Annotated in this window: 13 protein-coding genes; 8 read left to right on the top strand and 5 right to left on the bottom strand. The window is 72.6% G+C overall.

The features are described from left to right. Positions 1-77 precede the first annotated feature (77 nt). Positions 78-1,649: a leucyl aminopeptidase gene (locus V3N99_20215; GenBank protein ID MEO3939052.1), complete on the top strand. Its 1,572-nt coding sequence runs from the start codon at positions 78-80 to the stop codon at positions 1,647-1,649. A 51-nt stretch (positions 1,650-1,700) separates the two neighbouring features. On the opposite strand, the gene V3N99_20210 is transcribed toward V3N99_20215, so the two are convergent. Both V3N99_20210 and V3N99_20205 read right to left on the bottom strand, forming a co-directional pair. Then, positions 1,701-1,898 (bottom strand): DUF5302 domain-containing protein, encoded by a 198-nt coding sequence (locus V3N99_20210; protein MEO3939051.1) that lies wholly within the window; start codon positions 1,896-1,898, stop codon positions 1,701-1,703. Between the two features lie 54 nt (positions 1,899-1,952). Beyond that, positions 1,953-2,300 carry a hypothetical protein gene (locus V3N99_20205; protein ID MEO3939050.1) on the bottom strand — a complete coding sequence of 116 codons (348 nt, stop codon included), beginning with the start codon at positions 2,298-2,300 and terminating at the stop codon, positions 1,953-1,955. 163 nt (positions 2,301-2,463) lie between these two features. On the opposite strand from V3N99_20205, the gene lpdA reads away from it, so the two are divergent. The 3 genes from lpdA to V3N99_20190 all read left to right on the top strand — a co-directional run bounded on the left by lpdA (position 2,464) and on the right by V3N99_20190 (position 6,908). Beyond that, positions 2,464-3,867: a dihydrolipoyl dehydrogenase gene (lpdA, locus tag V3N99_20200; protein MEO3939049.1), complete on the top strand. Its 1,404-nt coding sequence runs from the start codon at positions 2,464-2,466 to the stop codon at positions 3,865-3,867. A 172-nt stretch (positions 3,868-4,039) separates the two neighbouring features. Then, positions 4,040-5,935 (top strand): 2-oxo acid dehydrogenase subunit E2, encoded by a 1,896-nt coding sequence (locus V3N99_20195; GenBank protein MEO3939048.1) that lies wholly within the window; start codon positions 4,040-4,042, stop codon positions 5,933-5,935. Between the two features lie 76 nt (positions 5,936-6,011). Further along, positions 6,012-6,908 (top strand): TIGR01777 family oxidoreductase, encoded by an 897-nt coding sequence (locus V3N99_20190; GenBank protein ID MEO3939047.1) that lies wholly within the window; start codon positions 6,012-6,014, stop codon positions 6,906-6,908. Between the two features lie 9 nt (positions 6,909-6,917). Here V3N99_20190 and V3N99_20185 read toward each other — a convergent pair whose 3' ends face one another. Then, positions 6,918-8,558: a protein kinase gene (locus tag V3N99_20185; GenBank protein ID MEO3939046.1), complete on the bottom strand. Its 1,641-nt coding sequence runs from the start codon at positions 8,556-8,558 to the stop codon at positions 6,918-6,920. 177 nt (positions 8,559-8,735) lie between these two features. Here V3N99_20185 and lipB point away from each other — a divergent pair, with 177 nt between their 5' ends. Genes lipB through V3N99_20170 form a run of 3 tightly spaced genes read left to right on the top strand, consistent with a single transcriptional unit; the run spans position 8,736 to position 11,229 of the window. After that, positions 8,736-9,446, top strand: coding sequence for a lipoyl(octanoyl) transferase LipB (lipB, locus tag V3N99_20180; protein ID MEO3939045.1), 711 nt, complete (start codon positions 8,736-8,738; stop codon positions 9,444-9,446). Beyond that, a complete protein-coding gene (gene lipA, locus V3N99_20175; protein ID MEO3939044.1) occupies positions 9,443-10,468 on the top strand; it encodes a lipoyl synthase in 1,026 nt (341 codons plus the stop codon). Before lipB ends, lipA begins: the two co-directional genes overlap by 4 nt. Before the next feature lie 29 nt (positions 10,469-10,497). Then, positions 10,498-11,229 (top strand): DUF4191 domain-containing protein, encoded by a 732-nt coding sequence (locus V3N99_20170; protein ID MEO3939043.1) that lies wholly within the window; start codon positions 10,498-10,500, stop codon positions 11,227-11,229. Positions 11,230-11,238: 9 nt separating this feature from the next. On the opposite strand, the gene V3N99_20165 is transcribed toward V3N99_20170, so the two are convergent. Next, the gene (locus V3N99_20165; GenBank protein MEO3939042.1) at positions 11,239-13,287 is read right to left on the bottom strand and encodes a SpoIID/LytB domain-containing protein; all 2,049 of its coding nucleotides are present in this window, start codon (positions 13,285-13,287) and stop codon (positions 11,239-11,241) included. Between the two features lie 125 nt (positions 13,288-13,412). After that, positions 13,413-13,871: an RDD family protein gene (locus tag V3N99_20160; GenBank protein MEO3939041.1), complete on the bottom strand. Its 459-nt coding sequence runs from the start codon at positions 13,869-13,871 to the stop codon at positions 13,413-13,415. A 166-nt stretch (positions 13,872-14,037) separates the two neighbouring features. On the opposite strand from V3N99_20160, the gene glnA reads away from it, so the two are divergent. After that, positions 14,038-15,462 carry a type I glutamate--ammonia ligase gene (gene glnA, locus V3N99_20155; GenBank protein MEO3939040.1) on the top strand — a complete coding sequence of 475 codons (1,425 nt, stop codon included), beginning with the start codon at positions 14,038-14,040 and terminating at the stop codon, positions 15,460-15,462. Positions 15,463-15,514 lie beyond the last annotated feature (52 nt).

Raw genomic sequence — 15,514 nt, 5'->3', positions numbered from 1 at the left:
ACGCTACTCGCGGCCCGGCGCTGCACCGGGTGGCGTGGCTAGGGTGGCCAGGACCCCTCACCGATCGAAGGACCACCGTGCCGACCCCCACCTCCTCACCGCGCCGCACCCGCCCCACGTCGACGGGCGGTGCGGCCACCGTGGGCGCCCCCGTCGACCTGAGCGTGAGCGACCGCTCCGTCTCCAGTGTCTCGACGCAGGCCCTCGTCATCGGGCTGCGTCGTGGCGAGACGGGGCCGCTCGTCACGAGTGCGGTGGACCTGGCGCCCGAGACGGTCACGCACCTGCAGGACGCTGCGCTAGAGCTCGGTGCGACGGGGCGGCTCGAGGAGCTGACCCGGCTCACCTCGGTGCCGGGCGTCGCGGCCCCCCTGGTGGTGCTCGTCGGCCTCGGCGACGACCCGCACCACGAGCCCGTACGGCGCGCCGTCGGTGCCGCGCTGCGCTCCCTGGCCGGTCGTGCCTCCGCGGCGGTGTGCGTCCCGGCCGTGGAGCTGGTGGCAGCGACCGCCGAGGGAGCCGTCCTCGGCGCCTACGCGGTGCCGCGGGTCACCCGCACCGGGTCGGTGCCCAAGGCGGTGCCGGTGATCGTGGTCCTCGCCCCTGCTGCGCGGTCGCGCGCCGTCCGGACCGCGGTGGCCCGCGCCGCGGCCGTCGGTGAGGGCGTCACCTGGTGCCGGGACCTGGTCAACGCCCCACCCAACCTGCTCTACCCCCAGACCTTCGCCGCCGAGGTGCGCGAGCGCTTCCTCGGCACCGGCGTGCGCGTGCGCGTGCTCGACGAGCGCCAGCTCGAGCGGGGGGGCTACGGCGGGATCGTGGGGGTGGGGCAGGGTTCTGCCCGTCCGCCCCGGCTCGTCGTGCTCACCTGGCGCCCCCGCGGCGCCGCGAAGGACCTCCCCACCGTCGCCCTGATCGGCAAGGGCATCACCTTCGACTCCGGTGGCCTGTCGATCAAGCCCCGCGCGAGCATGCCGGCGATGAAGAGCGACATGTCTGGTGCCGCTGCGGTAGCCGGGACGATGCTCGCGGCCGCCCGTCTGTCGGTGCCGGTCGCGGTGACCGCCTACCTCGCGCTCGCCGAGAACATGCCCGACGCCAACGCCCAACGCGCCGGAGACGTCGTCACCATGCGTGACGGCACGACGGTCGAGGTGCTCGACCCGGATGCCGAGGGACGCATGGTGCTCGCCGACGCGATGGCCCTGGCCAGCGAGAGCCACCCCGACGTCATGCTCGACGTCGCCACCCTGACCGGGGCGCAGGTCCTGGCCCTCGACCGGGTCGGCGCGGCGATGGCCAACGACGACCCCTTCCGGGAGCAGGTCTGCGCGGCGGCCGACCAGGCCGGAGAGGACCTCTGGCCGATGCCGCTGCCGGCCTACCTGCGCGCGCAGCTCGACTCGCCCTTTGCCGACATGGCCCACAAGGGCGACGCGAACGGCGGCATGCTGACCGCCGGGCTGTTCCTGCGCGAGTTCGTCGGCGTCACGAAGGCGGGCGGCCCGATCCCCTGGGCCCACCTCGACATCGCGGGACCCGCATACCACTCGGGCGGTCCCTATGGCTACACGCCCAAGGGAGGCACGGGTTTCGGCGTGCGCACCCTGATCACCCTGCTCGAGACCCTCGACGGGTCTGACGGCTGACCCCCCGGAGGGGCGGAGGCCGGCGTCAGCGGTTCCGGGAGCGGAGGCGGGTCAGCCGCCGGACTTGCGGCGGAACATCTGCTGCGCCTTGGCGGGACCGTGGGCGTCCTGGACCTTGGCCTGGTCGCCGTCGTCGGAGACGTCCTTGCCTGCGTGCGCCTGCTTCTTGTCGAGCGCGGCGCGGAACTTCGCCTTCATCTCCTCGGTGGGACCTGCGGAGGACGTGGGCTTCTTGGCCTTGCCGGACATCGAGGGCTCCTGCTGGTGTCGACGGGTGGAACGGGTCGTGGACGGGCGAGACGGTCAGCCCCGGTCCTTCTTGCGCTGGGCGCTGTTCCACTCTCGCATGCGACGGGGGTATCCGGTGAGGAGCACGTCGTAGACCGGGATGCCCAGTGACGAGGCGACCTCGAAGGCGGCCCGGCGCGAGCCGATCGCCCGTCGCGTCCACTCGCCGTCGGTCGCGATGAGGATCAGGCTCTCGGGGCTGACGTTCGTCGAGGGCTCGACGAAGGCCTCGACCCCGCGCCTGGTCTCGGCGAAGTCCTTGAGGTGGCTCTTCACCGCGGCGCGGTTCACCGCCATGTCGGGGCCGTCGGTGCGGCGAGGGTCGCCGGCCGAACGGCGGCGCAGGCGGTCGAGGAGTCCCATGACGGGAGGATATCGGAGCAGGCCCGGTGACCGCCCCGAGCGCCGCTCGGCGCGCCCCGGTGTCGATCGGTCGGTGCCCGGTGACAGGATGTCGCTCACGCCCCACGGTGCACGCGACCCGTGACCGAGGGGCTCGAGACCGATCCTGCACGAGGGAGCGCCAATGCCGGCTGACACCGAGACGACCTACGACATCGTCGTGCTGGGCGGCGGCAGCGGAGGCTACGCCTGCGCGCTGCGAGCGGTGGAGCTGGGGCTCACGGTGGCCCTCGTCGAGCAGGCCGAGCTGGGCGGGACCTGCCTGCATCGCGGCTGCATCCCGACCAAGGCGCTCCTGCACGCCGCTGAGGTCGCGGACAACGCGCGTGAGGGTGCGAGGTTCGGGGTGCGGTCGAGCGTGGACGGCATCGACATGTCGGGCGTCAACGCCTACAAGGACGGTGTCGTCGCCCGGCTCCACAAGGGACTGCAGGGGCTGGTCGCCGCGGGGGGTGTCGCCCTCGTCACCGGCCGGGGCCGGCTCGAGGCACCGGACACGGTCGCTGTCGGTGACCGGCGCCTGCACGGGCGCCACGTGGTCCTGGCCACCGGTTCCTACGCCCGCACGCTGCCGGGCCTCGAGATCACCGGGCGGGTCATGACCAGCGAGCAGGCGCTGCACCTCGACGCCGTCCCCGACCGTGTGGTCGTGCTGGGCGGTGGGGTGATCGGGGTCGAGTTCGCCTCGGTCTTCCGCTCGTTCGGCTCGGAGGTCACCGTGGTCGAGGCCCTGCCCCGGCTGGTCGCCGCCGAGGACCCTGCGGCCTCGAAGGCGCTCGAGCGGGCGTTCCGCAAGCGCGGCATCACGGTGCGGGCCGGCGTGCGCTTCGCGGGGGCCCGCCAGCACGTCGACAGCACCCACGGCGGCGAGGTGGTGACGGTGTCGCTCGAGGGGTCCGAGCCGATCGAGGCCGACCTGCTGCTCGTCGCCGTCGGGCGTGGACCCGCGACGGCCGACCTCGGCTTCGAGCAGGCGGGGGTGGCGATGGACCGCGGCTTCGTCACCACCGACGCGCGGCTGCGGACCAACGTGACCGGCGTCTACGCGGTCGGAGACATCGTGCCCGGCCTGCAGCTCGCCCACCGGGGGTTCGCCCAGGGCATCTTCGTCGCCGAGGACATCGCGGGCCTCGCGCCCGCGGTCATCGACGAGACCACCATCCCGCGGGTCACCTACAGCGACCCCGAGATCGCGTCGGTCGGGCTCACCGAGGAGGCCGCCCGCACGACCTACGGCGCCGACTGCGTCGAGGTCTACGAGTACAACCTCGGCGGCAACGGCAAGTCTCAGATCCTCGGCACGGCCGGCTTCGTCAAGCTCGTGCGCCGCACCGACGGCCCCGTCGTCGGCGTCCACATGGTCGGTGCGCGGATGGGCGAGCAGGTGGGCGAGGCGCAGCTCATCGTGTCCTGGGAAGCCTTCCCCGAGGACGTCGCTTCGCTCGTGCACGCCCACCCCACCCAGAACGAGGCCCTCGGGGAGGCCCACCTCGCCCTCGCCGGCAAACCCCTGCACGCCCATGGCTGAGCCCGCCGCGTGCGCAGCACGCGCCATGGCCGCCACGCCGCCACTGCACGGACGGTGTGGCCACGCCGACCCCATCCGTGACAGGCTCGACCACAGCATCCCCGGCATCGAGACCGTCCCGCCGGACCCCGCCCCCTGCAGCGCCAGCTGAACCCGAAGGAGACCACCCCTCATGTCTGAACGCGTGACCATGCCGGCTCTCGGTGAGTCCGTCACCGAGGGCACTGTCACCCGCTGGCTGAAGAACGTCGGCGACCAGGTTGCCGTCGACGAGCCACTCCTCGAGGTGTCCACCGACAAGGTCGACACCGAGATCCCTTCACCCGTGGCGGGCACCCTGCAGGAGATCCTCGTCCAGGAGGACGACACCGTGCCCGTCGGGGCCGACCTCGCCGTGATCGGTGACGGTGCCGCTGCGCCCAGCGACGGTGGAGCCTCGGACGCGGCTCCCGCCGCAGCGCCGCAGCAGCCCGCGCAGCCCGAGGAGCCCGAGGAGCCCGCCGCGGCACCGGCCCCCGTCGCCGACGCCCCGTCCACCGAGCAGCCCGTGGCCGCCGAGACCTCCGAGCCCGAGGCCTCGTCCGCAGCTGGCGATGCAGGGTCCGGTGACGACGGCGGTCAGACCGTCACGATGCCGGCCCTCGGCGAGTCCGTGACCGAAGGCACCGTCACCCGCTGGCTCAAGGCCGTGGGCGACGACGTCGCCGTCGACGAGCCGCTGCTCGAGGTCTCGACCGACAAGGTCGACACCGAGATCCCCTCCCCGTATGCCGGCACACTGACCAGGATCCTCGTCGAGGAGGACTCCACGGTGCCGGTCGGCGGCGACCTCGCCGTGATCGGTGGTGGCTCGGCTCCCGCTCCGGCCGCTCCGGCGGCGCAGGCAGCTCCGGCCCCCACCCCGGCCCCCGCCCCGGCCCCCGCGGCTCCCGAGCCGCAGCCCGCCGCCGCCCCGGCGCCCGCGCCCGCGCCGGCGGCGCCCGCTCCGTCGGCTCCCGCAGCACCCTCGCCCGCCGCGGACGCGCCGTCGGCGCCCGCCGAGCCGGCCGCACCCGCTGGCGACGACGCCACCTACGTCACCCCCCTCGTGCGCAAGCTCGCCACGCAGCACGGGGTCGACCTGACGTCGGTGACCGGCACCGGCATCGGGGGCCGCATCCGCAAGCAGGACGTGCTCGACGTCGCGCAGGCCGCTGAGGCCGCTCAGGCTGCCGAGACCGCTCAGGCTGCCGAGGCCGCCCGGGCCGCAGCTGCGGCTCCGGCCGCTTCCCCTGCGCCGGCTGCCGCGGTGTCTGCCCCAGTGGCCGCGGCCCCAGCCAGCGCCCGTCCGGCCTCAGCGGGCACGAGCATCTCGCCCAAGCGCGGCACGACCGAGAAGATGTCGCGGCTGCGCAAGGTCATCGCCCAGCGGATGGTCGAGTCGCTCCAGGTCTCGGCGCAGCTGACGACCGTGGTCGAGGTCGACCTCACCCGGATCGCCCGTCTGCGAGCGAGGGCGAAGGGTGAGTTCGAGGCCCGCGAGGGCGTCAAGCTCAGCTACCTGCCCTTCCTCGCCCTCGCGGCGATCGAGGCCCTCAAGGTCCACCCCGTGGTCAACGCCAGCGTCGACGGCGACGAGATCGTCTACCACGCGGGCGAGCACATCGGCGTGGCCGTCGACACCGAGAAGGGGCTGATCGTGCCCGTGGTGAGGAACGCCGGCGACCTCAACATCGCCGGGCTGGCCCGCGCCATCGCCGACCTCGCCGACCGCACCCGCACCAACCGGGTCATGCCCGACGAGCTGTCCGGTGGCACCTTCACCATCACCAACACCGGCAGCAGGGGCGCGCTGTTCGACACCCCGATCATCAACCAGCCGCAGGTCGCCATCCTCGGCACCGGCGCCCTGGTCAAGCGCCCGGTCGTGGTCACGGACGCTGAGGGTGGCGAGACCATCGCCGTGCGCTCGATGATGTATCTGGCCCTCTCCTACGACCACCGGATCGTCGACGGCGCCGACGCCGCCCGCTTCCTCGACACGATGAAGCGGCGGCTGGAAGAAGGGGACTTCCAGGCGTCGCTGTGACGCTCGGAACCGCGGTGACTCCGCGCGCCACCGCACCCGGCGGCACCCACCACAGGACGGACGAGGAACACCAGGCATGAGCGGGCAGCGCGTTGTCATCACCGGAGCCTCCGGTCTCATCGGCAGCGCGCTGTCGGCGTTCCTCGACGGACGAGGCGACGAGGTCGTGCACCTGGTCCGACGTGACGCCCAGACCGTGGGGGAGGTCTCCTGGGACCCGGCCTCCCGCCACCTCGACCCCACGGCCCTCGACGGGGTCGATGCCGTCGTGCACCTGTCCGGGGCCGGCGTCGGAGACCACCGGTGGACCCCGACCTACCAGCAGGAGATCCTGCGGTCGCGGGTGGACAGCACGACGGCGGTCGCCGAGGCGGTCGCTGCGCGCGGCGGCTCGGTGCGGCTGGTCAGCGGCGCTGCGGTCGGCATCTACGGCTCCGACCGGGGCGACGAGGTGCTCACCGAGCACAGCGAGCCGGGGCAGGGGTTCCTCGCCGACGTCGTCCGGGCGTGGGAGGCGGCCGCACAGCCCGCGGTCGACGCGGGCGCAGCGGTGGCCACCATCCGCACCGGCCTGGTCATGTCGCCGACGTCAGGTGCCTTCCAGCCGCTGGTGCGCCTCGGCAGGCTGGGTCTCGGTGGTCCCCTCGGCTCGGGCCGTCAGTGGTGGCCCTGGATCACCCTCGAGGACGAGGTGCGGGCCATCGCCCACCTGATCGACCACCCCGAGATCGTCGGTCCGGTCAACCTGGTCGGCCCTGCCCCCACCCGCCAGATCGAGATCTCTCGTGAGGTCGGGCGACAGGTCGGCCGACCGGCCGTGCTCCCCGCGCCGACCTTCGCCCTGCGTCTGGTCCTCGGCGGCTTCGCCGACGACGTGGTGGGCAGCCAGCGGGCTCTGCCCGAGGTCCTGCTCGGCAGCGGCTTCACGTTCCGGCACGCGACCCTGAGCGACGCGGTCGCCAGCCTGCTCTGACGACCGACGTCATCCGGTCGAGGCTGCCGGTGCAGGCGACTCAGCGGTGAGGGCACTCAGCCGCCAGCCCGACGCGGTGCGGGTGAGCTGGTAGCGGTAGGTCTCGCCCGTCACCCCCGGCTGGGCGGCCCGGCTCCCCTGGTCTCCCACGAGGGAGTAGCCGTCGCGAGCGACGACGGCGGCGAGCTCCATCCGGGTGTCGCTGCGTGAGCGCACCACGACGTCACGCACGCGGAACCGCAGACCCTCGTAGGACTGCGACGCCTCGACGAGTCGGGTGATCAGCGCTGAGTCGCTGGCAGAGGGAGGCGAGTCGGGGACCTCGGCCCGGTCGAGAGCGGCGGCGTCACGGGTGGAGACCGCCGCGGCCCGCGCGTCGACCAGCCCCTGGAGGAGCTCGGTCGGCGTCGCCGATCCTTGGGCCGTGGGGTCGGCGCCGACCACGCCCGGGGTGCCTGATGACGGCGTCGCCGGCACGCTGGCTTCGCCGGCGGGTGGGCGTCTGGCCAGGACGAAGACGAACCCCCCGACGAAGAGGACGATCGCGAGGACCAGCACCGCGCCCCGCCACCAGGTCGTCACCGACACCGCGCGACGAGGCAGCCCCTCGGTCGGTAGCGCGGCGTGGCGGCCGGTCGGGGGCGGTGCGGCGGGGTCGGGGCCCTGGGCGGCCTCACGACGCCGCAGAGGCGGGGCGTGCTCGAGCGTCGCCTCGCGCGCCCCGGGCAGCTCACCCCATGCTGGCCGCACGACCAGGTGGTCGCCCCACGGGTCGTTGACCGGCTCGTCGCCGGCCACCGGGACGGGCTCGGCCTCGGGAGGGTCGGCGATGACCGCCTCAGGCGAGGACGAGGGCACCACCGGGGGGGCAGGGACCGGCACCAGCTCGAGCGGGAGCGCGGGGGCCGCCCGGTAGATGCGTCCCGCACTGATCCTGGCCCGGGTCCGACGTGAGGGATCGGGCTCGAGCAGGGGCGCCAGCGCGGCACCGAAGTCGGGCCCGAGCACCTCGTCCGCCCGGGCGGCGGCATCGGGCGGGGGCACCTGACCGGTGAGGCAGAACCACCCCAGCGCGCCCAGCGACCAGGCGTCCGACGCCGGTGTCGGCAGCGACCCGAGCCCGATCTCGGGGGCGTCGAACCCGGACGGCTCGCCTCGGGGGTGGCGGTGCTGCTCACCGATCAGTCGCACGGCGTCGAAACCGGTCACGACGGGCTTTCCCTGCTGGGTGATCAGGACCCGCCCCGGGTGCAGCGCACCGTGGACCACCCCGGCGGCGTCGAGCTCGGCCAGCATCGTCGCGAGGGGGGTCAGCACCGTGGTGACCTCACCTCGAGCCAGGGGGCCGCGCTGCTGCACGAGGTCCTCGAGCGACCCGCCACCCGCGGGGTCGCGCACCAGGGCGAGCGCATCGTCGTCCAGCGTGATCACCTCACGCAGGCGCAGCAGGTGCTCACTGGTGACGCGCTGCTGCGCCGCCTCCTCGCGAGCGGCCAGCGCCCGGACGACGACGGAGGGGCGCAGGGCGGGGTCGGTGACCTCGACCGTCTCCTCGTCACCCTCCGGTGACCGGGCGGCATACAGCAGGCCGGTGCGCCCGAGGGGGCGCTCGAGCGTGTGCCCCGGCACCTCCGGTGGCGCGTCGACCATGCCTGTCCCCCTGTGGTGTCTGCCCCGTCTGCCTCGTCCCCCGACCCCGTGCCCCCTCATCCTGCCAGCCTGCCGTCCGGTCCGTGGCCGGTCATCCACAGCTGCCACGACGGCGCTCCGCCCCCCGCCCGTCGGGGGTGAGGCCAGGAGCCTGCGCACCCGGCGTAGCCTTGCCGTATGCGTTTCGAGCACCTGGGCTTCTGCCCGCAGCCGGTGGACTACACCGTGGCCTGGGAGCACCAGCGCGAGGTCCACGCCCAGGTCGCCTCCGGAGCGCTGCCCGACACGACGATCCTGCTGGAGCACCCGGCGGTCTACACCGCGGGCAAGCGCACGCAGGCCCACGAACGACCGCAGGACGGCACACCGGTCATCGACGTCGACCGTGGGGGCAAGATCACCTGGCACGGCCCGGGTCAGGTCGTCGGATACCCGGTCGTGCGGCTGCCCGCCCCCATCGACGTCGTGGCCCACGTGCGCACGCTGGAGGAGGTCATGATCCGGGTGGCCTTCGACCTCGGGGTCGTCGCCGGACGCCGCCCGGGCGACAGCGGCACCTGGGTGATCGCCGACGACCGTGGCCCCGACCGCAAGCTCGGCGCCATCGGCATCCGGGTGAGCCGACAGGTCACGATGCACGGCTTCGCGCTCAACTGCGACCCCGACCTGACGTGGGCCGACGTCATCGTGCCCTGCGGCATCGCCGACGCCGGGGTCACGTCGCTGTCGCGTGAGCTGGGCCGCGACGTCACGGTCGCCGAGGTCCTGCCCCTGCTGACCCGCCACCTCACCGCCCTGCTCGACCCGTATGCCGCCGAGGTCACCCGCCGCCGGCGACTCACCACGGGTGGCACCTCCACCCCCACCCGGACAGGAGTCCCCGCATGACCATCGCCCCCGAAGGCCGCCGTCTGCTGCGCGTCGAGGCCCGCAACAGCGAGACCCCCATCGAGCGCAAGCCCTCGTGGATCCGCACCACCGCCAAGATGGGGCCGGAATACACCGCGCTCCACTCGATGGTCAAGAGCGAGGGTCTGCACACGGTCTGCCAGGAGGCCGCCTGCCCCAACATCTTCGAGTGCTGGGAGGACAAGGAGGCGACCTTCCTCATCGGGGGTGACGTCTGCACGCGCCGGTGCGACTTCTGCGACATCGCCACCGGTCGTCCCACGACGCTCGACCTCGACGAGCCCCGGCGGGTGGCCGAGTCGGTGCGCACGATGGGTCTGCGCTACTCCACGGTGACCGGTGTCGCCCGCGACGACCAGCCCGACGGGGCGGCCGGGCTCTATGCCGAGACGATCCGCCAGATCCACGCCCTCAACCCCGGGACGGGCGTCGAGATCCTGCCGCCCGACTTCGGGGCGGTGCCCGCGCTCGTCGGCCAGGTCTTCGACGCCCGTCCGGAGGTCTTCGCCCACAACCTCGAGACCGTGCCGCGGATCTTCAAGCGGATCCGTCCGGCCTTCACCTACGACAAGTCGCTGCGCGTCCTGAGCATGGCCCGCGCAGCCGAGCTCGTCACCAAGAGCAACCTCATCCTCGGCATGGGTGAGACCGACGACGAGATCGAGGCGGCCATCCGCGACCTGCACGACGCCGGGTGCGACATCCTCACGATCACCCAGTACCTGCGGCCCTCGCCGCTGCACCACCCCATCGACCGGTGGGTCAAGCCGGAGGAGTTCGTGCACTGGTCGACGGTGGCCGACGAGATGGGCTTCAAGGGCGTGATGGCCGGTCCGCTCGTGCGCTCGTCCTACCGGGCCGGCCGCCTGTGGGCGACCGCGATGCGGCGGTGGGGACGAGAGATCCCACCGCAGCTGGCGCACCTCGCCGCCAAGGCCGACGAGCCGGCGCGGCAGGAGGCGGCCACCCTCGTGGCCCGCTCTGCGGCATCCGTCTCGTGAGTGCTCGCCGCTGACCTATCCTGACCTTCATGGCCAAGGACGCGACCCCCAAGGACACCAGCACCCCGAAGAAGCCCGGGCGCTTCGCGCAGCTGCGACAGATCTTCACCGCCGCTCGCGAGGTCGACCCGCAGATCACCTGGTGGATGCTCCTGGCCTTCGCGGTCACCGTGCTCGTCGCCGTCGGCATCGGGCTGCTCGTCGGTCACTGGGTCTACGCCCTGGTGATGGGCATCATCCTCGGCCTGCTCGCGGCCCTGATCACCATGAGCCGCCGCGCCGAGCGGGCGGCATACAAGCAGATCGAGGGCCAGCCCGGGGCGGCCGGGGCCGCCCTGACGTCGCTGCGCCGCGGGTGGTTCTTCGAGCGCGAGCCGGTGGCCGCCGACGCGCAGCGCGCGGGTGACCTCACGTCGGCGGCACTGGTCTACCGGGCGACCGGCCGGCCGGGCATCGTCCTCGTCGGCGAGGGCCCGGGTGCCCGGGTCACGCGCCTGCTCGCCGCCGAGCGCAAGCGGATCGAGCGCGTCGTGCCCGGGGTGCCCGTCACCCTGCTGCGCGTCGGCACCGCCGACGGCGACATCGCGATCACCAAGCTGGCGGGCAAGATCCAGCGCCTCAAGCCCGTGCTCAGCAAGGACGAGGTCTCGGTCGTCAACAAGCGTCTCAAGGCGCTCGGTGGCGTGCGCCCCCCGATCCCCAAGGGTGTCGACCCGCAGCGGGGCGCCCGCATGGACCGCCGGTCCACGCGGGGCCGCTGACCCGAGGTCTCAGCCCAGGAAGGGCTGGTAGGCCGGGTAGGTCGTCGCCGCGACCGGCGTCGCGGTGTGCATCGAGAACGAGCGGTAGGCCGCGGCGGCCGAGATGACGTGCACCTCCACGCGGCCCGAGCCGGTGTTGGCCATGGGCACGAACATCACGTCCGGAGCCGAGCCGGAGCCGGTCGTGGACAGCAGGAAGGTCGCGGCCGCCTGCGTGGTCAGGCCGAGCGGGAGGACCCGGTGGTCGACCCAGGAGTGGTAGCCGCTCGCGGCCGACATCCGGTGCAGCTCGGGGCTGCGTGACCCGGTGGCGGCGAAGGGGATCCAGACGAGGTCACCGGTCGACGGCACGATGAGGAAGCGCGAGGTCGCCGGGGAGGCCGACGCGGGCAGCGCGGTCGCGGCGTGCAGGACCCACGCCGTGTAGCCCGACGACGCCGAGAGGCAGTGCAGCTCGGCCTGTCGCGACCCGGTCGAGCCGGTCACCGCCAGGCAGAGGTCACCAGGGGTGCGTCCCGCGACGGCCTGGACCGTCGTGTCGGGGGCCACGGCCGGGAAGGGGGTGACCGCCCGGGTGAGCGTGCGGTAGGAGGACGACGAGGTCGCCGTGGTGACCTCGACGCGCCCCGAGGCCCCACCGCTCATGCGGACGGCGACGAGGTCGGGTCGGATGCCGTCGGAGCGCCGCCCGGGCAGGAAGCGCCACTGGCTCGCGGAGGCACCGGTGAGCGCGGTCGAGACGGACGCTGCGGCGACCCCGAAGCCGGAGGCGCCGAGCAGCGTCTGCAGCCCCACCGCTCCCCCGGTGCCGGCGGCCACGGCCCCCGTCAGGTCGGGGCGAGTCTGCGCGACGGCGAAGTAGGTCGACCGCAGCCCGAACGCCGACTGCAGGGTCGCCCCGCTGAGGGTCACCGACCCCGCGGTGCCCTGCAGGACCGCGCCGAGGACACGGCCGCCCCAGGTGCCGGCGCCGTCGCGTGAGCTGACGGTGAGCGCCTGGAAGGTGCCGATGGACGGCCAGCGCGCCTGGATGGTGCTCGCCGTCACCGACACGGTCCACGAGTTGCTCGGGTTGGCCGGGTTGACGTCCCAGGGGTCGGCGCCCGCCTGCAGGTAGGGCACGCTGCCGGCCGAGTTCCACCCACCGGTCGAGGCGCCGAACTCGGTGAACGCCGGCTGTCCGTTGTAGCGCAGGGCCTGGCCTGCTGTGGCCGCCACCGCGGCGTCGGTCGAGGCGTAGTAGGCGCGCGCCTGGAAGACCTGGCACGAGGTGGTGTCGCAGATGTCCCAGCTCGACGCCCGCGGGTGAGCCAGCCCGTAGGCCGCGTAGGACCGCGCAGCCACGGCCTGGGCCGCCAGGGCGGCACCCGGCCAGTAGGCGGGCGACTCGTGCGGCACGACCCCCCGCAGGTACTCGTCCATCGCGATGGCCGCCACCGGGACGACGGCGCCGGAGGACATGACGCCCCGGAACTCACCCTTGACCGAGCCGAACCGGTTGGCTGTCTGCGCCCACGCCGTGACCACGCCCGAGGTCGCGTTCGTGACGTTGATCTGGGGCGAGACCGGCCCGACCGTGCCGGAGTGCCCGGCTGCCGTGCTGTAGACCAGGCGCGCGTTCGTCGCGTCGGCGGGCACGACGGAGAAGACCGTGATCGGGCTGCCGTCGCTGCCCATGGTGGGCAGCGTCGCCAGACCGGCGTGCGTGGTGCCGTAGGACGCCCGCAGGCCGCTGGCCGCACCGAAGGCCATCTGACCGAGGTCGCCGCGCACGTCGACCCTGATCGTGGGGTTGCCGATCGCGGTGAGGACCGTGCCGGGGTAGTAGTGACCCACGATGGTCTGCCACGCGATCCCCTGGGACGCGGCGCCGTAGGCACCCCACTGAGACAGGCCGTGGCCGTGGCCGAAGCCCTTGCCCTGGATCGTCACGCCCGGCGACGTGGACGTCGAGACCGCTGAGACCCTCGAGACCGTCGGTGCGAGCGCCGAGGCTGCGGCGACGGCCGAGCCACCCGCCGTCGCGCTCGTGAGCCCAACGGCGGACACGGTGAGCACCAGCCCGAGGGTCCGCGTACGGGAGCGGCGGGGGAGGCGAGGGAAGACTGAATTTCCGGTCATAACACCCCAGACTGCCATATTTCGGTTGATGAGCGTACCGGCCGTATGGTCGTTCTTGCCGGTCAGGACCTCACCAGCACCGTGCTCGCGGCCCGGTCGTGAAGCCCGCGCCCGTCACGGTCCCAGATCAGGGCCGGGATCGCGAGGCAGAGCAGCACCGTGCGCACCAGCACCTGCACGATGGTGGCCCGACCCCCGCCCAGGCGCTCCAGATGGAGGCCGACCAGGCGCTGACCGATCGTGGAGCCGGTGGTGGAGACGAGCAGGAGGTACTCCACGAAAAGCACCGTCAGCGGCTTCCAGCTGCCCGCGCCGCTGGCGTAGGTGAAGCCGAGCAGCAGTCCGGCCACGAGGTTGGCGACCAGCCAGTCCACGAGGATGGCCACCAGACGGCGGCCGAAGCGGGCGATGGAGCCAGGGCCCTCGGGGGGCAGGCCCAGACGTGCGCCCGGGTCCTCGTCGGCCCGGGTACGGGCTCGCGGCCCGTCGAGCCACGACCCCACGTCTTCGCGGTCGACCACCCTCACACCTGCTTCCCGCCACCGTCGTGGTGGCGTCGTTGCTGACCTCGGCGTCTGCTCGTCGACCACGTGGTTGACGGTGGACGTGTTCTCGGTAGGGTCTCACGAGGACCCATGTACGGCCGGTTCGCCCCGTCTCACCGGCTGTCCCACACCTGGAGGTTGGATGTTCAGCAAGCCCGAAGAAGTCCTCGAGTTCATCAAGAACGAGGACGTGAAGTTCGTCGACATCCGCTTCTGTGACCTGCCGGGGGTGATGCAGCACTTCAACGTGCCGGCCAAGACGGTCGACATCGACTTCTTCAGCAACGGTCAGGCCTTCGACGGCTCGTCGATCCGTGGGTTCCAGGCCATCCACGAGTCCGACATGAAGCTCATTCCCGACGTGCGTTCGGCCTACCTCGATCCGTTCCGCGAGAACAAGACGCTCATCATGAACTTCTCGATCGTCGACCCCTTCACCGACGAGCCCTACAGCCGCGACCCCCGCAACGTCGCAGCCAAGGCCGAGGCCTACCTCAAGTCGACCGGCATCGCCGACACCGCGTACTTCGGCGCCGAGGCCGAGTTCTACATCTTCGACGACGTGCGCTTCGAGACCAAGCAGAACGCCGGCTACTACTTCATCGACTCCGTCGAGGCCGCGTGGAACACCGGTCGGGTCGAGGAGGGCGGCAACCTCGGCTACAAGACGCGCTACAAGGGCGGCTACTTCCCCGTGCCGCCGGTGGACCACTTCGCCGACATGCGCGACAAGATCTGCCTCAACCTCGACGAGGTGGGCCTGAAGGTCGAGCGCTCCCACCACGAGGTCGGCACCGCCGGTCAGCAGGAGATCAACTACCAGTTCTCCACGCTGCTGGGCTCCGGCGACGACATGATGAAGTTCAAGTACGTCGTCAAGAACACGGTGTTCGACGCCGGCAAGACCGCGACCTTCATGCCGAAGCCCCTCTTCGGCGACAACGGCTCGGGGATGCACACCCACCAGTCGCTGTGGAAGGACGGCGTGCCGCTCTTCTACTCCGAGTCGGGCTACGGCGGCCTGTCGGACCTCGCCCGGTGGTACGTCGGTGGCCTGCTCAAGCACGCCCCGTCGCTGCTGGCCTTCACCAACCCCACGGTCAACTCCTATCACCGTCTGGTGCCCGGCTACGAGGCCCCGGTCAACCTCGTCTACTCCGCGCGCAACCGCTCGGCCTGCGTCCGCATCCCGATCGCGGGCACCTCGCCCAAGGCCAAGCGCATCGAGTTCCGCATCCCCGACCCGAGCAGCAACCCGTACCTCTCCTTCGCCGCCCAGCTGATGGCCGGTCTCGATGGCATCAAGAACCGCATCGAGCCCCCGGAGCCGGTCGACAAGGACCTCTACGAGCTGCCGCCCGAGGAGCACGAGGCCATCGCGCAGGTGCCCGGCTCGCTCCCGGCCGTGCTCGACGCGCTCGAGGCCGACCACGACTACCTCCTCGAGGGTGGCGTCTTCACCCAGGACCTCATCGAGACCTGGATCGAGTGGAAGCGCCTCAACGAGGTCGACCCCATCCGCTTCCGCCCGCACCCGCACGAGTTCGAGATGTACTACGACATCTGATTTCCGGGTGCTCCCTCACCTGCGATAACCCGTCGGAACGCCGTCTGACCTG

The sequence above is a fragment of the Dermatophilaceae bacterium Soc4.6 genome, assembly GCA_039889245.1.
In the GTDB taxonomy this organism is placed as follows: Bacteria; Actinomycetota; Actinomycetes; order Actinomycetales; family Dermatophilaceae; genus Lapillicoccus.
This window is presented reverse-complemented; position numbering and strand designations above follow the sequence as displayed.